At 37.4% G+C, this 21,626-nt stretch carries 19 protein-coding genes and 1 other RNA gene; 17 read left to right on the top strand and 3 right to left on the bottom strand.

The genetic code is table 11. From position 1 onward, the window contains the following. Positions 1-110: 110 nt before the first annotated feature. Positions 111-752, top strand: coding sequence for an HD domain-containing protein (locus ACM26V_RS06605; RefSeq protein WP_416150637.1), 642 nt, complete (start codon positions 111-113; stop codon positions 750-752). A 43-nt stretch (positions 753-795) separates the two neighbouring features. Here the strand turns inward: ACM26V_RS06605 and ACM26V_RS06600 are convergent, their stop codons facing one another. Beyond that, complete coding sequence (locus ACM26V_RS06600) at positions 796-2,202, bottom strand: peptidoglycan-binding protein (RefSeq protein ID WP_416150636.1); 1,407 nt, start codon at positions 2,200-2,202, stop codon at positions 796-798. Between the two features lie 172 nt (positions 2,203-2,374). On the opposite strand from ACM26V_RS06600, the gene ACM26V_RS06595 reads away from it, so the two are divergent. Together ACM26V_RS06595 and ACM26V_RS06590 are read left to right on the top strand one after the other, a co-directional pair. Next, positions 2,375-2,896 (top strand): type 1 glutamine amidotransferase domain-containing protein, encoded by a 522-nt coding sequence (locus tag ACM26V_RS06595; protein ID WP_416150635.1) that lies wholly within the window; start codon positions 2,375-2,377, stop codon positions 2,894-2,896. Between the two features lie 117 nt (positions 2,897-3,013). Continuing rightward, the gene (locus ACM26V_RS06590) at positions 3,014-3,958 is read left to right on the top strand and encodes an alpha/beta fold hydrolase (RefSeq protein WP_416150634.1); all 945 of its coding nucleotides are present in this window, start codon (positions 3,014-3,016) and stop codon (positions 3,956-3,958) included. Here the strand turns inward: ACM26V_RS06590 and ACM26V_RS06585 are convergent. Beyond that, positions 3,922-5,085 (bottom strand): MFS transporter, encoded by a 1,164-nt coding sequence (locus ACM26V_RS06585; RefSeq protein WP_416150633.1) that lies wholly within the window; start codon positions 5,083-5,085, stop codon positions 3,922-3,924. The genes ACM26V_RS06590 and ACM26V_RS06585 overlap by 37 nt on opposite strands. A gap of 379 nt (positions 5,086-5,464) precedes the next feature. Here ACM26V_RS06585 and ACM26V_RS06580 point away from each other — a divergent pair, with 379 nt between their 5' ends. The 3 genes from ACM26V_RS06580 to ACM26V_RS06570 all read left to right on the top strand — a co-directional run bounded on the left by ACM26V_RS06580 (position 5,465) and on the right by ACM26V_RS06570 (position 10,073). Then, a complete protein-coding gene (locus ACM26V_RS06580) occupies positions 5,465-7,297 on the top strand; it encodes an assimilatory sulfite reductase (NADPH) flavoprotein subunit (RefSeq protein WP_416150632.1) in 1,833 nt (610 codons plus the stop codon). Positions 7,298-7,324: 27 nt separating this feature from the next. Next, the gene (cysI, locus tag ACM26V_RS06575) at positions 7,325-9,043 is read left to right on the top strand and encodes an assimilatory sulfite reductase (NADPH) hemoprotein subunit (RefSeq protein ID WP_416150631.1); all 1,719 of its coding nucleotides are present in this window, start codon (positions 7,325-7,327) and stop codon (positions 9,041-9,043) included. 313 nt (positions 9,044-9,356) lie between these two features. After that, positions 9,357-10,073, top strand: a complete 717-nt coding sequence (locus ACM26V_RS06570; protein WP_416150630.1) for a helix-turn-helix transcriptional regulator — start codon at positions 9,357-9,359, stop codon at positions 10,071-10,073. Between the two features lie 281 nt (positions 10,074-10,354). Here the strand turns inward: ACM26V_RS06570 and ACM26V_RS06565 are convergent, their stop codons facing one another. Continuing rightward, entirely contained in the window at positions 10,355-10,447 is a 93-nt protein-coding gene (locus ACM26V_RS06565) for a YjcZ family sporulation protein (RefSeq protein WP_416150629.1), read from the bottom strand. Positions 10,448-10,682: 235 nt separating this feature from the next. On the opposite strand from ACM26V_RS06565, the gene ACM26V_RS06560 reads away from it, so the two are divergent. From ACM26V_RS06560 to rnpB, 11 genes are all read left to right on the top strand, one after another. Then, entirely contained in the window at positions 10,683-11,261 is a 579-nt protein-coding gene (locus ACM26V_RS06560) for a CBO0543 family protein (protein WP_416150628.1), read from the top strand. 168 nt (positions 11,262-11,429) lie between these two features. Next, the gene (locus ACM26V_RS06555; protein WP_416150627.1) at positions 11,430-12,305 is read left to right on the top strand and encodes a polysaccharide deacetylase family protein; all 876 of its coding nucleotides are present in this window, start codon (positions 11,430-11,432) and stop codon (positions 12,303-12,305) included. Between the two features lie 131 nt (positions 12,306-12,436). Continuing rightward, positions 12,437-14,707, top strand: coding sequence for a DEAD/DEAH box helicase (locus ACM26V_RS06550; RefSeq protein ID WP_416150626.1), 2,271 nt, complete (start codon positions 12,437-12,439; stop codon positions 14,705-14,707). Between the two features lie 104 nt (positions 14,708-14,811). Further along, a complete protein-coding gene (locus ACM26V_RS06545; protein ID WP_416150625.1) occupies positions 14,812-16,083 on the top strand; it encodes a ribonuclease H-like domain-containing protein in 1,272 nt (423 codons plus the stop codon). Further along, on the top strand, positions 16,076-17,986 hold the full coding sequence (locus tag ACM26V_RS06540; protein WP_416150624.1) for a DUF294 nucleotidyltransferase-like domain-containing protein: 1,911 nt from the start codon (positions 16,076-16,078) through the stop codon (positions 17,984-17,986). Before ACM26V_RS06545 ends, ACM26V_RS06540 begins: the two co-directional genes overlap by 8 nt. After that, the gene (locus ACM26V_RS06535) at positions 17,986-18,750 is read left to right on the top strand and encodes a PolC-type DNA polymerase III (RefSeq protein WP_416150623.1); all 765 of its coding nucleotides are present in this window, start codon (positions 17,986-17,988) and stop codon (positions 18,748-18,750) included. Before ACM26V_RS06540 ends, ACM26V_RS06535 begins: the two co-directional genes overlap by 1 nt. Before the next feature lie 354 nt (positions 18,751-19,104). After that, positions 19,105-19,554: a spore coat protein gene (locus ACM26V_RS06530; RefSeq protein ID WP_416150622.1), complete on the top strand. Its 450-nt coding sequence runs from the start codon at positions 19,105-19,107 to the stop codon at positions 19,552-19,554. A gap of 140 nt (positions 19,555-19,694) precedes the next feature. After that, positions 19,695-20,258 (top strand): SLOG family protein, encoded by a 564-nt coding sequence (locus ACM26V_RS06525; protein WP_416150621.1) that lies wholly within the window; start codon positions 19,695-19,697, stop codon positions 20,256-20,258. Positions 20,259-20,319: 61 nt separating this feature from the next. Further along, positions 20,320-20,634 (top strand): cell division regulator GpsB, encoded by a 315-nt coding sequence (gene gpsB, locus ACM26V_RS06520; RefSeq protein WP_416150620.1) that lies wholly within the window; start codon positions 20,320-20,322, stop codon positions 20,632-20,634. A gap of 30 nt (positions 20,635-20,664) precedes the next feature. Further along, positions 20,665-21,072 carry a reverse transcriptase-like protein gene (locus ACM26V_RS06515; RefSeq protein ID WP_416150619.1) on the top strand — a complete coding sequence of 136 codons (408 nt, stop codon included), beginning with the start codon at positions 20,665-20,667 and terminating at the stop codon, positions 21,070-21,072. 55 nt (positions 21,073-21,127) lie between these two features. Continuing rightward, positions 21,128-21,511, top strand: an RNA gene (rnpB, locus tag ACM26V_RS06510) — RNase P RNA component class B. Positions 21,512-21,626: the final 115 nt, after the last annotated feature.

The following is a 21,626-nucleotide window of genomic DNA, read 5'->3' as shown; positions in this document are numbered from 1 at the left end:
TAAATACTACAGGGGAATTATTTGATTAGTACAGAATGGAACAGTTTTGTATATGTGTGTAAATATTCAATAAAAATTATTTAAATACATAAATAGAAGGGGTGTTATCGATGGATGACGTACTAATGAATGCTGAAATTTGGGTGAAAAGTTTATTTGCTGATGATGCTACTGGTCATGATTGGCATCATACAGATCGGGTGAGAAGAAATGCATTGGAAATTGCGAGGCAAGAAGGTGCGGATGGATTTATTTGTGAATTAGCTGCACTTCTTCATGATGCTGGAGATGAAAAATTTCATGAATCGGAAGAAGTAGGGAAGGACTTTGTTATAAAATGGCTTGAACAACAACAGCTACCAAGAGAAACAATGCTCCATGTGATTGAGGTAATTGATACGGTGTCGTTTAAAGGAGGATTTAACCGTCCCCCTGAACAGATCGAAGGGAAAGTTGTTCAAGATGCTGACCGACTTGATGCATTGGGTGCAATAGGAATTGCTAGGTGCTTTATGTTTGCGGGGAACAAAGGGGATGCCATGCATATCCCTAATCAGAAGCCGAGAGAAGAGATGACGAAGGAAGATTACAGACATGGCAAGTCAACAGCAATTAACCACTTTTATGAAAAACTTTTGACATTAACAACTCAAATGAAAACAGAAACTGGTTTGAAAATGGCGAAAGATCGGCATGATTTTTTGAAACTATATTTGGTAGAATTTCACGATGAATGGAATGGGAAAAAGTGAAGCAAAAAAGAGATGCAAACAAGCACCTCTTCATAGAGATCCATTAATTAGACACGCTACGAGCCCCTAAATATCGTTGGCTCCAATAAGAGTTATCCATACTAGTAATTGCGACCCCACTGGATGAACCAGCTTGAATGAATTGGCCGCCACCGAGATAAATTCCTGCATGAGATGGTCCTGGTTTGTATGTTTCATAAAAGACGATATCACCAACCGATGGGGAAGAAACAGGGGTAGTTGCATTCCACATATCGGCAACAGTTCTAGGCAAGTTTACTCCCCTTTGGTTAAAAACATATTGGAGAAATCCACTACAGTCAAAGCCGGAAGGTGTTGTCCCCCCCCATACATAAGGGGTGCCGATCATTCCTTTCGCTACATCGATCAAATTTGATGAAGAAACGGTCTCCATTTTTGTTTCTGTTTCTTTCTTTGGTTCTGCTTCCTTTTCAGTAGACTCAGAAGACTTATGTGTAGTAGATTCATTCGATGGTGCAGCTGTATCTGGTGATGATGAATCACTTGTTACTTTCGTTTTTTCTTGATTACTCTCTGTTGTTGAGGATTCTTTAACGATCAACTGCTCTCTTTCTCTAGCGAGTTTTGATAAATCATTGTTTTGTAAAAATGACTGGACTTCCTTTCCTACTAACCCGTCTATTTGTAATGAATGGTGTTTTTGAAGCGTTCGAACAGCTTGTTGTGTATAGGTTCCGTAGACACCATCATTAGATCCCTGGTAGTACCCTGCTTTACTAAGTTTCTTTTGTAATGCTTCAACTTCTTCACCTTCATCTCCATACTGGAGGTAATCTACCGTTTGCACTTGAGCATCGGATAGGTCGTTAATGAACGGTTGGTTGAGATTATTTGATAAATGTATGGCTGAATAATAAACAGGCGGTGACGTTTTTTGTGAAGATATAAGTTTATTTAATTCGTTCTTAACGGTTATTTTTGTGCCAATTAAGGCAGTTATCGTTTCTTCACCAACAGTTCCGTTAATATTTAAGCCATGTTTCTCTTGATAGTGACTGACGGCATCCTCTGTCTTCACACCAAAAATACCATCAATTTTTGCTAAATAATAACCAGACTCGTGTAAGTATTCTTGAACTGTTTTAACCTTAGAGCCGCGATCTCCTTTAGAAAGTTTTGTATCCTTGGACCATGCGGGAGTCATTTCTTTAATCGCATTTTCTAGTTCCGTTGTTTCTATTTCTGCTGATTTTATGAGTTTTAAGTGACTGGATAAAACTTTTTCTTTCGATAGTTTTAACTCAGATTTGCTAAAGTTTACGGAGGACATTTGCATTGATTGTTTATCTGACTGACTATCTGTATTCAATTGGCTGTCGGCTTCTGTGCTAGAAGATAGGACCAGTGCTGTTGTAGCAACGGCAGAGCTGACCATAAAGTTTTTTTGCAGTTTCGTCAAACTGTTCATCTTTATAAAACCTCCCCGTCAAATGTTTCCTTGGAAACCTGAATCTAGTATATGGCAGAGGGAATCATCTTAGAACGTTTGCAAAAAATCACTTATTAAAAAATAAGAGATTGAATCAAAAGAATTTAGGGTACAGTAGCAAGGAAAAGCATATAGAAAGAAGGGATAGTAGATGAAGCTAAAAAATAAAAAAGTATTGACTGTTGTGGAACATGACTTTGAAGACTCAGAGTTATTGTATCCTCATTATCGTTTGCAAGAAGAAGGGGCGATTTGTCATATTGCAGGTAAAGAGGCAGACGCTATCTATAAAGGGAAATATGGCGTTCCCGTAACTACTGATTATTCATTTGAGCAAATTAATATTGAAGAATATGATGCAATTCTCGTACCAGGTGGATGGGCTCCTGATAAACTGAGACGTTACCAAGAGGTTCTTGATATGGTTAGGTTTATGCACGAAGAAAAACGTGTCATTGGACAGATTTGCCATGCTGGTTGGGTGTTAATTTCGGCTGATATATTAAAGGGGAAAAATGTTACGAGTACACCAGGAATTAAGGATGACATGACGAATGCAGGTGCCGAGTGGCACAATGAAGAAGTTGTCGTTGATGGACCACTTGTTTCGAGCCGTAGACCACCAGATTTACCGGCCTATGGAAAAGCACTAGTTGACGCAATAGCAAAGTAAATATCGGAAAGATAAGAAACAGCGGGTAGCGCTGTTTCTTTTTCGATTGAAAATATTTAATTTACTTGTTTGGTTAGGTTAAAATAAGAGTCAGATGGTGGATGGAGGTTAAAATAGATGGAAAACAATTTAAATTGGTTGAGCAAAATGCATGATGCAACGTTCCAATTGAATATAGTAAACCCACATGAGAGTGATCCATATTTACAAGAATATTTATCGTTTTATAAATTTGATACAACTTCCTTCGATGAGTACAGGTGTGGGACGATTAAGTCACACGGTCGGAACATTTTTATGCAAGCTTTTTTAAAAAGGAAAGAAAAGCGGGTCGGGAGGATTTTGTTTGTCCACGGATATTTAGATCATACGGGTGGCATGAGCCAAACTGTAAATGAGTTATTAACTAGTGGTTATGAAGTTGTTACAATCGATTTACCAGGTCATGGGTTTTCACAAGGAGAGAAAGGGACAATTGCTACCTTTGATCAATACGTTGAAGCAATTCAAAAAGCTTATCAATTTATTAATCAAGCGTTAACACCGTCTAAATTGATTGGGTTAGGCCATAGTACGGGAGGATCTATCTTATTTCATGCCGCTTCTGAAAAAAAAGTTGAACTTGATAGTTTAATTTTAGTTGCGCCACTTTATTACCCGTATCGGTGGAATTTAGTGAGAGGTGCGTCTAGAATCGTGGGAAAAGTAATTCCTAAGCAAAAGAGACGCTTCAGAAAAAATTCTCAAGACAAACTATATCGGCAGTTTATAAAAAAAGATCCATTGCAAGTGAAGTGGTTAAAAGCGGACTGGATTACAGCGATGGAAGACTGGCAAAAGCATATTGTATATTGTTCGATCTTGCGAATACCAGTCTATTTTATTCAAGGTGGGAAGGACACAACGGTTGATTATCAAAAAAATGTTACGTTCTTTAAACAGAAATGCAGTGATCTGCAAGTGGCTTTTTTTCCATCGGGCCGACATCAATTATTAAATGAGCAGGAAGATACGAGAGCGCTAGTTTATGAGCGGATCACGTCTTTTTTGAGCAAAGTCTGATGTTTTTGTGCTGTGAAAAATAACACAATTGCTAAAGTAATCATGATGGCTGCACTCAAGAGGAAGGGAAGCCCAAATATTTCTGCAACAGTACCTGAGATAAATGATCCTGATACTACTCCTAAAGAAAACGACGCATAAAAAATTCCATATGCTTTACCGCGATCAACTTGCGAAGATACATCAGAGACCATTCGATTCATTGATGGAAATACGAAAGAAAACCCAAGTCCGTATACAATCATTGCCGTTGAAATAATTAAAATTGAATTAAAAAAGCTAAGTAATAGAAGTGATATTCCAATAAGCGAAATACCAGTTAAAATTAAAAATAGCGGTTGGAACCGGTCGTATATTTTGTTGATTGGTGTTAAAAAGACGATCAGCGCGACAATTCCAAACGTACTAAGTAATATGCCTGTCACGGATGAACTCAAGCCAAGAAATTCAACTTTTAATGGAAGCGCAAAGGCAAGTGTTCCGTTACTGACCATTAAAGCAAACGCAGCTAAACTTGCTTGAATAAGTAATGGTTCTTTAAGTAAAGGGATAAAGTGCGACATTGATACTTGTCCGCGGTCTGGCTTTACGTAAGATTCTTTTACATAATTAATTATTAACACAGAAGTTATCATAAATAAGATTGCAACGAGAATAAAGACATAATCGATAGATGACCTGGCTGCGATTACACCACCGATTGCGGGACCAACGATTGCCGCTGTACCAATGCACGCACCAGTATAAGCCATCGTCTTTCCTCTGTTTTTCTTACCGGTATGATCGCCAATATAAGCGAAAGCAGCAGGGATCAAGGCTCCACCAGCTAGTCCATGAAGAAGTCGAACAAAAAACAACTGTAATCCAGTTTGAGTAAGTGGATAAAACAGCAAGATTATTGAAACGGCGAGCATACCAATTAATAATATTTTCTTGCGGCCAAACTGATCAATCCAATGACCGGCAAACACATTCCCGATCATGTTTGATAAAGAATAGATAGCAATAATACTACCTGTTAGCATATGCGAGGCACCTAATTCTTGAGCATAGGGAGTAATAATTGGTAATTGAATGAATGTATCTAGAAAAGCTACAATGATAATAAGGTATAATAGTTTTGTCATGTTGCCGAGCCTCGCTTTCTATCTCTTACTATACAATGGAGTGTGATCAACCGTAAAGTAGACCGATATCGCCTCTTTAAAAATATTTAACAGGAAAGAAGCTCGGGTAATGATAAATATATTTGGATCGTTACGTACATATTGAAATTAATATAAAAATCCTCACTTATATTCATTAGAATCAATAAAAAACACTGAAAATAAAGGAAAAATGAATAATATTTTTAAAACCGATTGAATTTATAGGAATAATCAAGATATAATAGAATTAATCGCTTTTTGTCGGAAAAATAAAGGTGATTTCATTAACGTGAGTATTCTTGTAGTATGATAAGATAATTGAAAGTTTAGTTTATATTCTTTGTGAGGTGAATGTAGTTTGCAATTTCAAGTAACGAACAGTCCGTTTAATCAAGAACAGGCAGAATCTTTGAATCGTCTTCTGCCTACGTTAACAGAATCACAAAAGATATGGCTTAGCGGCTATTTATCCGCTTCTCAGACTGCCATCTCCTCTTCTCACGTAGAAGAGCAATTACAATCAACTCCGGTAGAAAGTTCCATTGAGCCAGTTTCTAGTGAGCCTATTTCAAAAGATATCACGATCCTTTATGGATCACAAACAGGTAATGCTCAGAAATTGTCTGAAGATGCCGGTAAAACATTAAAAGAGCGTGGCTTTGAAGTCACTGTTTCGTCGATGAGTGATTTTAAACCTAATCGTTTGAAGAAGGTATCTAATCTTCTTATTGTCGTTAGTACGCATGGAGAAGGAGATCCACCGGATAATGCGATAACATTCCATGAATTCCTGCATGGGAAACGCGCTCCGAAATTAAGTGACGTTCGCTTTTCTGTCCTTGCGTTAGGCGATACTTCCTATGAATTTTTCTGTAAAACAGGGTTGGATTTTGATCAGCGCTTAGAAGAGCTCGGAGGCACTCGCGTATATCCACGAGTAGACTGCGATCTCGACTTCGAAGAACCTGCTGACGTTTGGTTGAAAGGTGTCATCGATGGCCTGAGTGAAGTTCAAGAAGGAAGTAGTGCTCCTGCTCCAGAAGCTTTTCCAGAGACAAGTGAAGCCGTCTATTCAAGAACGAATCCTTTCCAGGCAGAAGTGTTAGAAAACATTAATTTGAATGGTCGAGGGTCGAATAAAGAAACGAGGCATCTTGAGCTTTCATTAGAAGGATCTGGATTAGTATATGAACCAGGAGATAGTCTTGGTATTTATCCTGAAAACGATCCGGTGCTTGTGGACATGCTCCTATCAGAAATGAAATGGAATCCAGAGGAACAAGTAGAAGTGAACAAAACAGGAGAGACGCTCCCTTTAAGAGATGCACTTATTTCTCATTTTGAAATAACGATTCTGTCTAAGCCTCTCCTTAAAAAGGTAGCTGAACTAACCGAGAATAAAGATTTAAAAGAGCTTTTATCAGCTGAAAAAGAAAAAATAAAAGAATATATTTTCGGCCGTGATTTATTAGATTTGGTGCAAGATTTTGGACCATGGGACGTTACGGTACATCAGTTCCTTTCGATATTAAGAAAAATGCCTGCGCGGCTTTATTCGATATCAAGTAGTTTATCTGCAAATCCAGATGAAGTGCACTTGACTATTGGCGCGGTGCGGTTTGAAACTAACGGACGAAAACGAAACGGCGTCTGTTCCATTCTTTGTTCAGAACGTTTAGAACCAGGAGATACGCTTCCGGTTTATATTCAACACAATAAAAACTTCAAATTACCTGAGAATTCCGAGACACCGGTCATCATGGTTGGACCAGGGACAGGTATTGCTCCGTTCCGCTCGTTTATGCAAGAACGTGAAGAAACTGGTGCTGAAGGAAAATCATGGTTATTTTTTGGCGAACAATATTTCATGACCGATTTTCTTTACCAGATAGAGTGGCAAAAATGGTTAAAAGATGGTGTACTATCAAAAATGGATGTCGCCTTCTCACGTGATACAGACAAAAAAGTTTATGTTCAACATCGAATTACAGAACACAGCAAGGAACTATTTGAGTGGTTAGAACAAGGAGCATTCCTCTATGTGTGTGGCGACAAGAATAACATGGCTCACGACGTACAGAACGCCTTGATTGAGATCATTGAAAAAGAGGGTAACAAAAACCGCGAAGAAGCAGAAGCATATCTAGCTGACATGCAAAAACAAAAACGGTATCAGCGAGATGTATATTGATCAGGGATTGAAAGGAGTTCATTTTAAATGGCAAATCAGAAGTTAAAAGCACCAGAAGGTACTCCGAGTGACGTGGAGCGTATAAAAGAAGAAAGTAATTTATTACGTGGTACATTAAAAGAGTCTATGTTAGAACCAATTAGTGCAGGAATTTCTGACGACGATAACCGTTTAATGAAGCACCACGGTAGCTATTTACAGGACGATCGTGATCTCAGAATTGAACGACAAAAACAAAAGCTTGAGCCAGCATATCAATTCATGCTTCGCGTGAGAATGCCGGGTGGTGTTTGTACACCTCAGCAATGGCTCGTCATGGATGAGTTGGCACACAAGAATGGTAATGGAACATTGAAATTGACTACACGTCAGACTTTTCAAATGCATGGAATTCTGAAGTGGAACATGAAAAATACAATTGAAGAGATCAATCATGCTCTTTTGGATACGATCGCAGCCTGTGGAGACGTTAATCGTAACGTAATGTGTAACCCGAATCCTTATCAATCGGATGTTCATGGGGAAGTATATGAATGGTCGAAGAAGCTAAGTGATGATTTATTGCCTAATACTAGGGCTTATTACGAGATCTGGTTAGACGAAGAAAAAGTAGCTGGATCCCCAGAAGTAGAAGAAAGTGAACCGATGTATGGTCCGGTTTACTTACCGCGTAAATTTAAAATTGGTATTGCTGTTCCTCCTTCGAACGATATTGACATCTTTTCTCAAGACCTTGGGTTTATTGCGGTTGTAGAAGAGGGGCAACTAATCGGATTTAATGTCACTATTGGTGGCGGCTTAGGTATGACACACGGTGACGAAAAGACGTATCCTCAAGTCGGGAAAGTAATTGGCTTTTGCAAACCAGAGCAAATCGTTGACTTAGCAGAGAAAATTATTACAATTCAACGTGATTACGGTAACCGTTCTGTTCGTAAATATGCACGATTCAAATATACAGTTGACCGGCTTGGTATTGAGAATGTCGTCGAAGAAATTGAGAATCGACTTGGTTGGAGTTTAGAAAAAGCAAAACCGTTTCATTTTGACGATAATGGTGATCGTTATGGATGGGAAAAGGGCGTCAAAGGTAGATGGCACTATACCCTCTTTGTAGAAACTGGTCGTATTGCTGATAGAGAAGACTACAAACTAATGACGGGACTGCGAGAAATTGCTCGCATTCATAAAGGTGATTTTCGCTTAACTGCCAATCAGAATATCATCATTGCAAATGTTTCTAGCCAAAAGAAGAAAAAGATTAATGAGCTCATTGAACAGTATGGACTAACAGATGGACAGCACTATTCAGCGCTCCGTCGCAGTTCAATGGCTTGTGTAGCATTACCGACCTGTGGTCTAGCGATGGCTGAAGCAGAGCGGTATTTGCCAGAGTTAATTGGCAAAATCGATGATATTATCGATGAAAATGGATTAAGAAATGAAGAAATTACGATTCGTATGACTGGCTGTCCAAACAGCTGTGCGCGGCCATCACTTGGTGAAATTGCCTTCATTGGTAAATCCCCAGGGAAATATAACATGTACCTTGGTGCTGCATTTGATGGGAGTCGACTGAATAAAATGTATAAGGAAACGATTGGTGAAGAAGAAATCCTTAGTGAACTTAAGGTTCTTTTATCGCGATATGCAAAGGAAAGAGAAGAAAAAGAACATTTCGGTGACTTTGTGATCAGAGCTGGTGTCATCGAGGCAACAACTGATGGAACAAATTTTCATAATTAATATTCTTAAAAAGAGACAGGGGATTCCTTGTCTCTTTTATTATAATTAGGATCAGATTGAGAAAAGGCCAACAAACTGGAAAGGTGAGTATAAGTGTTTTAGAATATATATCGCTAGAGCACAAAGTATTTACTATCCCTCGCACATTGTTCATACAGTACCATTTATTATGAGCACGTACTAGTATAAATTATAGTATTTAGAAAAAATCTAATTCAATCAAAACGGAAAGCTAAGTAAAACTATCATCGTGGTTTTCCTATTCTTGATATAATAAAATGAAATACTATTTATCTGGGAAGGGGCGGTGTCCATGAAAGCTTTATCACAAGGTGATATTTATACAATTGTCATTCTGAAAGTATTAAATAAAAGAAATACAGATTACCCAGCGGCTATCTTAAATAAAGCGAATGATTTACTGACACACCGGTCGATCAACCGACGGTATTTTTATTCAACTGTGGCAAAAGCACAGGGCGATGAACTTATTAAGATATCGGACAGAACGGATAAATTAATCTACTATCGAATAACAGAGAAAGGAATGGATGTTTTTAAAACGTATCATAAGACTTTTTATCCATCTATGGAAGCAATCAAGACAGTCGTTGATCGGTTGGAATCTGTATTAAAAAACCAACAACTTCATCCAGAAAAGGCTTCACTTCTTCATGCTGATTATCGGTCTTTCTTCAGTCGGTTATTTTCGGCGAAGGATGTGATACGTTACTATACAATAAAGCAATTACAAGTTCAACCAAGCCTTTTTATGGCAGAGGTGTCTGAAATTCTTAACGAGCAACTTGGTTGGTCCCCTTCAATTGGATACCTGTATGAAATTGCACATGAAATGGAAGAAGGCGAACTTCTTGTTGGAAAATGGAACAATGACATTCGTCGAAACAAACGCTATTATCGGTTAACGGATGAAGGTGCACACCATTTCAAGCAAATTGAAGAGTCTACTTATGTACAAACGAAACAAAATAAAAAATACCTTGCTGAATGCCTACAATTGCTCGTTTAATTAAGTTATTATCTGAATAATGTATAGCTTAATACAAGATTAGAAAAATTGTCTTGTCTCAAGCCCTTCATGAAAAAGACTTATTTTATCTTATAGCGAAGTTAAACATTCTTAAAGTATAAAAAAGACGTTGAGAAAAAATCTCAGCGTCTTATTTTATCCATCTGAATCATTTGTTACTAAGACTCCTCTGAAAAAATCAATGACAGAAAAGCAACACTTCTAACTAATACCGGATCTATTGCTTCCTACAAAGGTTTTAATTGTTCAGTAGACCTAAATTAACAACATTTTGGAGAAGTATAAGATGCACCTATAATCACTAAGAGGATAAATAACACAACAATTAACGCAAATCCAGAGGTTCCATACATGTGATTTGCCTCCTTTCTAACATATATTGTGGATTCCTCCACTTATTAATAGATGTATTCAAATACAGGAAGATGAGATTGGGCTTATTGTTACATTTTATGAACGACCTTGCATATCAACTTTGTTCTGAAGAGCTTATATACTTGTGCTACTTTTACTTTATTCCAACTTATTACATAATGTTTAAGTCTATTGTGAATTATAAAACTGACATATTCACAAGGGGTGAAAGTTTTGAAAAAAGTATTGGAAAAAGACCAAGTTGAATTATATGAAGAAATACATACTTTAAAACAACAATTATCTCAATTAGAAATAGATTATTGGCACTTATATTCTAATTATGAAACATGGGAATTTTGGTTGATATTATTATTCTTTTTTATAGCACCATTAGTTTTTTTGTACTTTGTAATTGATAGAAGAAACATGTTGTTATTAGGTTTTTATGGTTTTAATATTCATGTTTGGTTTGGATATTTTGACACTTGGGGTGCTGGCCAAGGTTATTGGGGATACCCTTTTGAGCTTGTTCCTTTTTTTTCTGGAAATATTCCATTAGAAACCGCGTTAATTCCTGTATTATTTATGTTGGTTTATCAATGGACATTGAATAATAACAAAAATTATTATGTGTATACATTTGGTTTGACGTTCATTTTATCGTTTATATTTAAACCGATTTTAACAATGCATCATTTTTTTGAATTTCATCAAGGTACAAATTACTTCCATTTGTTTCTCACTTACTTGGTCATATTCCCTTTTTCAAAACTGATTACAAATATATTTTTTAAAATGCAGGAGAAATAATTGATATGTTTATAATTATGATGAGGATAACCTCCATTGACTACTTAAAAATCAAACAATAATATAGTCGATAGATCTTATTCTGAAATTGAAAATTTTCTTTTTCAATGTATATTTCATCCATCTTTCTAAAAACTAGGTTATAAACAAGTATTAGGAGATGGTGTAATGAAACGTATCATATTTCTGATAATATCCAGTGTCGCAGTTATGTTGGGGAGTATGAATATTATAGCGATAAATGAGGTACACGCAAATAATTGGAGTGTTGATGACGTACAGGATGGGTGGTGGAACAAGGATAAACCTGAGGAGAAAGGGGAAGAGGAAGATCCACCGGAGTTAACTGGTGGCCCTGAGCGATCCCATCGCATTCTCGAGCCAGTACCTATGACGACGTTGCAGCAACTTTATCCAGACACAATTTTTTTACGAGGTCCTACTACAGCAAATAAAATAGCATTAACATTTGATGATGGCCCTGATCCACGGTTTACACCAGAAGTCTTAGACGTGTTAAGAGAATATGAAGTACCAGCAACTTTCTTTTTGCTAGGTTCAAGGGCAGAAGCGTATCCAGATTTGACGACGCGAATAGTCAATGATGGTCATGTTGTAGGAAATCATACCTTTTGGCATCCTGATCTTGCTGCTGAAGGTGAAGTAGATATTCTTGTAAATGAAGTCTCCCGTACCGAAGAGGTGCTTGAACCTCTAATTAATTACAAAACGACGTTATTTCGTCCACCTTATGGTTTTTTATATGAAGAATTGGTTGATGAGTTAGCTATCTTGGATTATTCAGTCATTGGTTGGTCTGTAGATTCGCAAGATTGGCAAGAATTATCACCTGAACAAATAACGGAAAACGTAGTAGGTGAGATTCATCCAGGTGCGATTATTTTAATGCATGATGGAACAGATGCGGAGGGAGATCAGTCGGAAACAATTGAATCGCTTCGACAGATTATCCCAAATTTACAAGACCAGGGGTATGAATTTGTTACCGTTCCAGAATTATTAAATATTCCTTATCAACGATAACGAAACTTTAAAATAACACCCGCTTTAAAAAGCTAGGTGTTATTTTACTGTTCACAATAGATGTTTCCTTCTATTACGCTAGATTATCGAACGTATATTCGTTATAATGGAGAGAAGTAGGAGGGAAGACTATGTTTGGAAATAAATCATTAGTTGAACTGATCGCGGAATTACGGAAAGATCATCAGGTGACATATTGGAAGGAAATTCCTGAACAAGCAGCCAAAACGGTTGAAATACCTTCTGACATTGATAACAATATCAAACAAGCCTTGAAAAAACGCTCAATGAACCAATTATATACACATCAAAAGAGTTCATACGACGCTGTGATGCGTGGAGAGAATGTCGTAGCAGTTACGCCGACTGCATCAGGAAAGACGTTGTGTTATAACTTACCTGTATTGCAAAGACATATGAATAAACCATCAGGTAGAGCTCTTTATATTTTTCCTACCAAAGCTTTGGCTCAAGATCAGAAAGCAGAACTAAATGAATTTATTAATGAGATGGAAGTGAATATTAATAGTTACACGTATGACGGGGATACACCAGCAAACATAAGACAGGTCGTTAGAAAAGCGGGTCATGTCGTGATTACAAATCCTGATATGCTACACGCTGCTATCTTACCTCATCATACAAAATGGATTTCATTATTTGAGAATTTGGAGACCGTCGTCATAGATGAATTACACACGTACCGCGGTGTATTTGGCTCTCATGTGGCGAATGTAATTCGTCGTTTGAAACGAATTTGCGCCTATTATGGAAGTAAGCCAACATTTATATGTACATCAGCAACGATTGCGAATCCGAAAGAACTTTCTTCTGAATTGATCGGGGAACCGGTTAGGCTAATAAATAACAATGGAGCGCCTAAAGGCAAAAAGCATTTTGTGTTTTATAATCCACCTATTGTCCATAAACAATTGAACATTCGTAAAAATGGAACAAAAGTTGTTAACGAAATAGCAACTCGATTTTTAAAGGAAAAAATTCAAACGATTGTATTTGCTCGAAGTCGCGTTCGTGTTGAAATAATTCTTAGTCATTTACAAGAGTTCGTTAAGGATGATATGAATCGGCAGTCGATTCGTGGTTATCGAGGTGGATACTTACCTAAACAGCGTAGAGAAATTGAACGGAGCCTAAGAAGTGGCGAAACGATTGGAGTCGTTAGTACAAATGCACTCGAATTAGGAGTTGATATTGGACAACTTCAAGTTTGTGTGATGAATGGTTATCCAGGCTCAATTGCTTCAAGCTGGCAGCAAGCAGGCCGTGCTGGACGAAGACAAGATGAATCTATTGTAATTATGGTTGCCAATTCTAGCCCGTTGGATCAATACTTATTTCAAAATCCAGAGTTTTTCTTTGAAGGCTCTCCTGAAACAGCAAGGATTAACAAAGATAATTTGATTATTCTTGTTGATCACTTGAAATGTGCTGCTTATGAACTTCCATTTAATCGAGGTGATCTGTTCGATGGGGTGGAGGTGGAAGAAATTCTTGAATATTTAACAGAGGAACGTGTGCTTCACGAGAATAATAATCAATGGTTTTGGATGAACGATGCCTTTCCTGCTCACAATATTAGTCTTCGATCAGCCGCGCAGGAGAATGTCGTAATTATTGATCAATCGACAAGACAAAAACATCGCGTAATTGGTGAAATGGATACATTTAGTGCGATGACATTGCTGCACGATGAGGCAATTTACCTTCATCAGGGAACCCAGTACCAAGTCGAGTATTTGGATTGGGATGAAAAGAAAGCCTTTGTTCGTGAAGTTGATGTAGAATATTTTACCGACGCAAACGTTGCTGTAAAGCTAAAAGTCCTTGATATTGATAAACAGAAGCCGATTGGTGAACATTCGGTGGAGTATGGTGACGTGATGGTAACGGCTATGGCAACGATTTTTAAAAAAATCAAGCTTGAAACGTTTGAGAATATCGGGTCAGGGAAGATCCATCTTCCTGAGCAAGAACTTCATTCAAATGGTCTTGCGTGGATGTTTTCTGAGAAAACATTTGAGAGCGAGGGAGAAGATGTGGTTGAACAAGTGCTAATGGGGATGGCTCACGTACTCCAACATGTTTCTTGCGTTCATGTCATGTGCGACCGACATGATCTTCATGCCGTTCCTGAAGTAAAAGCGATTCATTCACAGCAACCGACTGTATTTTTATATGATCGTTACCCAGGTGGAATTGGACTTAGTGAGAGTGTATATAGTCAAATCGATGCGATTATTCGTGAGTGTCTTGACTTTGTTTGGAACTGTTCTTGTGAAGGTGGGTGTCCTTCCTGTGTCGGCATTGCTGGGACAAGTTCTGATTCACAGGTGAAGAAATGGGTCCTAAAGTTATTGAGTCAAGCTGCCACTTATGAATAACAAACAAGAAACTTAGAAAACGGCAAGTGTATGATAAAATAGATAGACCATGAGTTAATTGTAGGTTGGTGATCAGAATGGGTATAAAATCGAAGCTTCTTCGTATGAAAAAACACTTGCAAGTTGACGAAAATCCTAACATTCCTTTGAAAGAAAATCAAAATGAAGAAAAAGCAACAAAGCAAAAACAATCGCCCGAAAGTATTCTATCAGATATGGGATTTGTCCCGTTTTATTTTGACGGAGAGCGTTCTTATCGAAAGAGAATTTTATATACATATGATCAAGAGCGAGATCAGAAATTGCTCATATCGATGAATAAGTTAAAAGCGTTCTTTGGTGACAATGTAAGAACGCATCCGTTGTCTTTCCATGGTAAGAAATTAGATCGGCTCCTGTTTTTTGACACAGAGACGACTGGACTTTCAACTGGCGCCGGCAATGTTATTTTCTTGATAGGATATGCACGTTTGAAAGATGAGGGGATTGAAGTCACGCAACATTTATTAGAAAGTCCATCAAATGAGGCTGCCTTTCTATCAGGTTTTTTAGAGGACTTTGCTGAAGATGACTACTTAGTTACGTATAATGGAAAATCTTTCGACTGGCCGCAGGTCAAGTCGCGACATGCTTTCATTCGTAAGGAGTTACCGAAACTACCTGAATTCGGTCATATTGATTTGCTTCATAGTGCACGTCGATTATGGAAGCATGAATTGCCTTCTTGTCGATTGTCAGTCGTTGAGGAACATAAGCTGAATATAGCAAGAACAAACGATACACCAGGTAGTTTAGCTCCTCTTTTGTACTTTGATTATTTGCATGATAACGATCCAAACCATTTGATAGGAGTGATAGAACATAACGATCAAGATGTTCGGTCTTTGGCGTATTTATATCAAGAGATCACCATGAAACTGTTTTTCTCGAATGAAGTTACGACGACGGCCATGGAGCATTACTATATTGCTGATTGGTTTGAAAAGTTAACGATGTATGAAATGGCTGAGTATCACTTTCAATATGCGATAGAAAGATCAACAAAACCATTTTCTCAAGGCTACTATCGACTCGGGCTATTAAATAAAAAGTTGCGGAAAAATCACGAAGCCATTCGTTTATTAGAAATATCTCTTAACCAAGGGACATTTCCACCATTAGACGCATGGATTGAATTATCGAAATTAGCCGAACACGTTGAAAAAAATATTGATAAAGCTATCTACTATGCACAAGAAGGGTATCATCAATTAAAGAAAACAAACAGAATAATTCAAGGTAAATCCGCAAAACAATTAACCGATTTAAACAATCGTTTAAATCGGTTGAATAAAAAGAGACAAAAACGATTGGAGAAGGGAGAAAAACATGGCTGAAAACGCATCGTATCAATCGGTGATCAGAAAGTCTTTCCCTTTCGAACTTTTAAGTGATAAACAGTTTCAAACAATGATTCAAGATTCGAACCGCGAAACATTTGAACAAAATGAATTTGTTTTTCATGAAGATGATGAAGAAGTAGAAGTATTTTTTCTTTTAAAAGGGCTTGCAAAAAATGTACTTCATCTTGAGAATGGCCAACAATTTTCCGTTCGTTTTTATTATCCTGGTGATTTGATTGGATTAATGATCTTGCTCGCAGGTGGACAAATGAATTTTTCTGTTCAGGCTTTGGAACATTGTGAAACGGTCAAATTTCGTAAAAATACGCTTCTTAAAATCATAACAGAAAACGAAGCTTTTTCAGAAGTGATTTTATCCAGCATTGGCGAAAGGATGAAGTCACTATATGATGAAATTAAAAAAGAACGACATGTGACTGATCGCGAGAATATTGGCTTATTTAGAACGCGTGTTCATACGATCATGGAGCGTGCAAGATTGATTCATGATCATCAAACGGTAAAAGAGGCAGCAAGGCTCGTTACTGAATGGAACACAGCAGGCTTAGTTGTAACAAATCCGGATAAAGAACTTCGAGGAGTCATAACACACCACCAAATTATTCGCGCATTGCTTCAAGGTGGAGAGAAGGAGCCAGTCCATATATGGATGGACACGGAGCCGCAGACGATTCAAGAGAATGCGTTTAGTTATGATGTACTGACTTTTTTTAAAGGTGATTATATTGATTTGGTCCCAGTGATGAACGGTGAAAAAGTCGTAGGGACATTAATGGCTGAATCTTTTTTGCAATTACAAGATTCAAAATATTTAACTCTCTCTCATCAGTTACAACACGCGAAGAAAGTATCGCAGATTAGCGATATATCTCCGCGGAACAACTCGGACTTTCTCTTGTTTACAGAAGCTTTATTACAGGAAAGGACTCATCCATCGGAAGTGTGTGAGTTTATTTCCAATTATAACGATCAAATTCATCGTAAAGTAATTAAACTTTCATTGAAAGAGATGGAGAACGAAGGGTATGGGAAACCTCCCGTCAATTATTGTTTTGTGGTGATGGGTAGTCAAGGAAGGCGAGAGCAAGCGTTTAGTACGGATCAAGATAATGGTTTGATTTTAGATAATTATCAACATCTTCCTAATAAAACAGCTGTGGAAGATTTTTTTCATCGCTTTGCTGCTAAAGTTAATGGAGCGCTAGTCGAATGTGGTTTTCCTGAATGTACAGGTGGAATTATGGCAAGAGAACGTAAATGGTGCCGAGAGATTGATGAATGGAAAGAGGAGATCCAGAGATGGATTAAGAAAGCCGATAGTCAGGAGACGCGTAATTTCACGATATTTATTGATTATCGTCCAGTTTATGGTGACTTTACCTTAGCAGAAAAACTGCGAGATTCAGTAACAAAACCTATTCAACGAGGGAAAACCCTACATGCGATGTTAATGAAAGATACGATCCGGTTTCGCGTCCCTATTAATCCGTTAGGAAGAATTTCTTTGAAAGGGAAACATAAACTCATAGATGTTAAAAAGGCAGCATTGATGCAGGTAGTGAATGGTGTGAGAATTTATGCAATTCGTTACGGAATCGAAGAAGTAAGTACGTTTGCTCGATTAGATCAGCTAGAGAAATTGGAATTATTTCATCCGAGGGATGTAAAAAATGCAAAACTTGCGATGGATTTTTTACACTATTTTAGAATTCAAGCAAATATCTCACAAATACGCAGTGGTGAACCTCTCTCAAATACAATTGCCCCTCTTACACTAAGTAAAGATGAAAGAAAGCAACTTAAAGAATCACTTTTTATCGCTAAGCGACTTCAACAAATGAGTGAAATGAGTTTCGCCAAGAATCGAGGACTTTAATGATGAAAGTTTCTGTCATGCAAATTATTATCTACTTTTTCTATCATCTGCCACGATTCCTAGCACATAAAAAAACTTGGCTGAAGCAAAATCACGGTCAATATGAATTGATAACTAAAGAGTTATCTAAAGAAATAATTAGAGAACCAACTATTGATATCTTCAATTTGCCGATGACTGAAGTTAACTTTACTGTGTTTGATCTTGAAACGACAGGTTTGTTTCCTAAAATCGGTGATGAAGTGCTCTCAATCGGAGCGATGAAAATCAACATCCACCACATTCAATTTCCTGAGAGCTTCTATGAAATTATTTGTCCTGTTAAACAACCATCTTTTGAAGTAAGAGACCTTACAGGATTAACACTTGCAACAATTAATTCAGGAAAGTCGTTTCCAACTGGCTTTTTACAATTTTATGAATTTGCAAAAGGGACAGTAATAGCTGCTCATCCTGCAAGTTTTGATGTGACGTTTCTTAAAAAAATGGCGCTAAGGTGGGAGCTACCTAGTTTTGAGCCTGTCGTAATTGATACGTACGAAATGGCACAATTAATATTTCCAAACAGCAAAAATAGTCTTGATGAATTAGTCAACCGCTTTGATATTGAGGAGAAAGAAAGGCACCATGCATTAAATGATGCATTCATGACTTCTGAAGTGCTTAAATATCTTATTGATGAGTTGATAAAACGAAATATTTTTACATTGAATCAATTTTTCCAGGTGAAAAATGCAAAAGACTTAGCGGAATATTCTAGATAATTTATGTGCCTATTTCCCGGGGAAGCGCATAATATCAGCTTTTTCGCTGATATTTTCATTTTTACCGAATAGCAGTTCGTGATTCTATGTAGTTTTTGTAAAAACATGTCGTATAGTGAAAAAATGATTGATCTTTTCCTCTACATTCATTATATTTATTTCTGTAAGATTATTTTAATTGATTAATTTGTGTGAGGGAGAGAAGACATGGTAAAAGTATTTCTTTGTTTATTTTTTATCGTTATTGGCAGTACATTTGTTCTTTTTCAGTGAAATTAGGTCATTACACTAGTACATGTTTCTTGGTGATAACATACGTTGATATTGAACCTATCTAAAAAAGGAGGATATCATATGTTTAATTGTCACCGCCCTCGCCCTTGTAATAAACCACAAGTTTTACAAACTCAAGTCTGCCCGACTCAGCAAGCTGTTCGGGAAACTGATTGTAATTACGTTGTTCCCGTTGTTCATCCAAGACACACGACAAATGTGGTGAATCATCGCTATGATTTTTATCATAGTTTCCCACAAACGGAATCAACTGTAAATCGTATAACTAATCGACAGTTTCAAGCTGGACCAGGAGGAGCACCAGGCCAAGTAGCAGGCGCTTTCCAACCTGGACCAGGAGGAGCGCCAGGCCAAGTAGCAGGCGCTTTCCAACCTGGACCAGGAGGAGCGCCAGGTCAAGTAGCAGGCGCTTTTCAACCTGGACCAGGAGGAGCATATCCGAATCAAGTAGCAGGGGCTTTTCAGCCAAATCAAAAGCCTTGTTCTAGTAGACGTGGATTCTTTGGATGATTCCAATGAAGTAGCGAATCAGTTCTATGCTGGTTCGCTCTTTTTTGTAAATATATGTCGATAGCAAAGTTTGTTTAGCCTTTCCGGCATTTTTGTTCTACAATGAAATGTAAGTATGCAAGAGAGGAGTCCGTTATCTCATGTATGATGTACTCGCAATAACTGGCTATAAACCACATGAAATAGGAATCTTTAATGAAAAACATGAGCAATTACCTTATTTGAAAAAAGCTCTATCCAAAAAAATTGCTCAATTAAAAGAAGAATATGACATTAAGTGGATTATAACAAGTGGTCAACCAGGAGTGGAATTATGGGCGGCAGAAGCTGCGATCAATTTAAAAGATCAGTACCCTGATTTAAAAGTGGCAACTTTAGCACCATTTTTTGAACAAGAAGAGAAATTTCAAGAAGCTGTTAAAAAGTTGTATTTCAGTGTTTGGAACCAAAGTGATTACAAAGATTTTATTACGAAACGTAAGTATGAAAGCCCTGCACAACTAAGATTAAAGAATCAATTCGTTGTGGAGAAAAGTGAAGCTTCTCTCGTATTATATGATGAAGAGACAGAAGGGACACCTAAATTTTTTCTAGAATCTGCTCTAAAAAAACAAAGCCAAAAGACCTACCCAATCTTCTATTTAACTCCTGATGACATTGAAGATATGATACGAGAACTACTGGAAGACGAAAGCTGGAATTGACAAGAGCACAGTTGTCTGAAAAAATAAGACTAAATGAAATGTACATATGAGGTGAACAATAATGGATAAAAAACAAGTCTCTAAACTTTCTAAAAATGAGATTTATGAAAAAGATTTTAAAACGAGCATGCGTGGGTACAACCAAGATGAAGTAGATCAATTTCTTGATGATATTATTAAAGATTATGAAGCATTCGAAAATAGGATCGATTGGTTGGAAAAAGAGACAGAACGATTAAAGAAAGAAACAACAACTTTAAATGAACAAACACGCAAACAACCAGCTCAACCGTCAACAGGTAACACGAATTATGATATTCTTCGTAGATTATCTAATTTAGAAAAACACGTTTTTGGTAGTAAACTTTACGATTGATGGAACAAACGTGAGGAAGGAGACCACCATTTGATTGAAGTTTATATTGATGGTGCAAGTGCTGGTGATCCTGGTCCATCAGGTGCTGGAGTATTTATTAAAGGGAACGGAAACCTTATACGACATGCGTTTCCTTTAAGTGAGATGTCCAATCATCAAGCAGAATTTCATGCGTGTATTAGAGGGCTAGATATTTGTCGCGATCACCAATTCTCAATTATTTCAATCCGCTCGGATTCAAAAGTAGTTGTAGATGCTATCGAAAAAGAATATGTAAAAAACCCGACATTTCGTCCTTTGCTTTTGACGATTTTAACGAATATAAACAATCACTTTGAGCATGTATTTATCAAATGGATTCCAAAAAAATCTAATAAAGAGGCAGATTTGTTGGCCAAACGTGCAATTCAACTTTCATTGGATAAATTATCCGATTGATTTTTTCGATATAAATGTGGTATGATATATAGTGTTGTTTAGACGACATCTATTTGTGTTTGGGTAATCGCTGCATCATTTTGATGTTGAGGAAAGTCCATGCTCACACAATCTGAGATTGATTGTAGTGTTCGTGCCTGATGAAGTCATAAGTCAGGGGAGTCTGTTTAACAGGCTAACGGCAGGAGACTTACCTACGTTCTCTTGAATATGGTAAAAGATCCTTGAAAGTGCCACAGTGACGGAGTCTGTTGGGAAACGAACAGAGTGGAACGAGGTAAACCCCACGAGTGAGAAACCCAAAATAAGGTAGGGGAACCCTTGAGAAGGAATTCAACGGACCAAGGGACAGATAATTCTGTAGACAGATGATTACCACCTCCGTACGAGGGATGACTCCCGTTTGCAGTACCAGAGGGACAGAACATGGCTTACAAAACACAAATGGCGTCTTTTTTATTAAAGTTTCGGCTCCACGATGGTTACCATCGTGGAGCTTTTACTTTTTGTTAATACATAATGTATACTATAAATGGGTTTAGAAAGGACTGATT

The organism is Salipaludibacillus sp. HK11 (genome assembly GCF_047795645.1).
In the GTDB taxonomy this organism is placed as follows: domain Bacteria; phylum Bacillota; class Bacilli; order Bacillales; family Salisediminibacteriaceae; genus Salipaludibacillus.
The sequence above is the reverse complement of the archived record's forward strand: the minus strand, read 5'-3'. Positions and strand labels throughout refer to the sequence as shown.

What these genes read in the sequence shown, in the direction of transcription:
- ACM26V_RS06600 (WP_416150636.1), bottom strand. Translation starts at nt 2,202, where the DNA reads ATGAACAGTTTGACGAAACTGCAAAAAAACTTTATGGTCAGCTCTGCC.
- ACM26V_RS06550 (WP_416150626.1), top strand. Translation starts at nt 12,437, where the DNA reads ATGTTTGGAAATAAATCATTAGTTGAACTGATCGCGGAATTACGGAAA.
- ACM26V_RS06555 (WP_416150627.1), top strand. Translation starts at nt 11,430, where the DNA reads ATGAAACGTATCATATTTCTGATAATATCCAGTGTCGCAGTTATGTTG.
- ACM26V_RS06595 (WP_416150635.1), top strand. Translation starts at nt 2,375, where the DNA reads ATGAAGCTAAAAAATAAAAAAGTATTGACTGTTGTGGAACATGACTTT.
- ACM26V_RS06530 (WP_416150622.1), top strand. Translation starts at nt 19,105, where the DNA reads ATGTTTAATTGTCACCGCCCTCGCCCTTGTAATAAACCACAAGTTTTA.
- ACM26V_RS06605 (WP_416150637.1), top strand. Translation starts at nt 111, where the DNA reads ATGGATGACGTACTAATGAATGCTGAAATTTGGGTGAAAAGTTTATTT.
- ACM26V_RS06525 (WP_416150621.1), top strand. Translation starts at nt 19,695, where the DNA reads ATGTATGATGTACTCGCAATAACTGGCTATAAACCACATGAAATAGGA.
- ACM26V_RS06540 (WP_416150624.1), top strand. Translation starts at nt 16,076, where the DNA reads ATGGCTGAAAACGCATCGTATCAATCGGTGATCAGAAAGTCTTTCCCT.
- ACM26V_RS06570 (WP_416150630.1), top strand. Translation starts at nt 9,357, where the DNA reads ATGAAAGCTTTATCACAAGGTGATATTTATACAATTGTCATTCTGAAA.
- ACM26V_RS06585 (WP_416150633.1), bottom strand. Translation starts at nt 5,085, where the DNA reads ATGACAAAACTATTATACCTTATTATCATTGTAGCTTTTCTAGATACA.
- ACM26V_RS06565 (WP_416150629.1), bottom strand. Translation starts at nt 10,447, where the DNA reads ATGTATGGAACCTCTGGATTTGCGTTAATTGTTGTGTTATTTATCCTC.
- cysI (WP_416150631.1), top strand. Translation starts at nt 7,325, where the DNA reads ATGGCAAATCAGAAGTTAAAAGCACCAGAAGGTACTCCGAGTGACGTG.
- ACM26V_RS06535 (WP_416150623.1), top strand. Translation starts at nt 17,986, where the DNA reads ATGATGAAAGTTTCTGTCATGCAAATTATTATCTACTTTTTCTATCAT.
- gpsB (WP_416150620.1), top strand. Translation starts at nt 20,320, where the DNA reads ATGGATAAAAAACAAGTCTCTAAACTTTCTAAAAATGAGATTTATGAA.
- ACM26V_RS06590 (WP_416150634.1), top strand. Translation starts at nt 3,014, where the DNA reads ATGGAAAACAATTTAAATTGGTTGAGCAAAATGCATGATGCAACGTTC.
- ACM26V_RS06545 (WP_416150625.1), top strand. Translation starts at nt 14,812, where the DNA reads ATGAAAAAACACTTGCAAGTTGACGAAAATCCTAACATTCCTTTGAAA.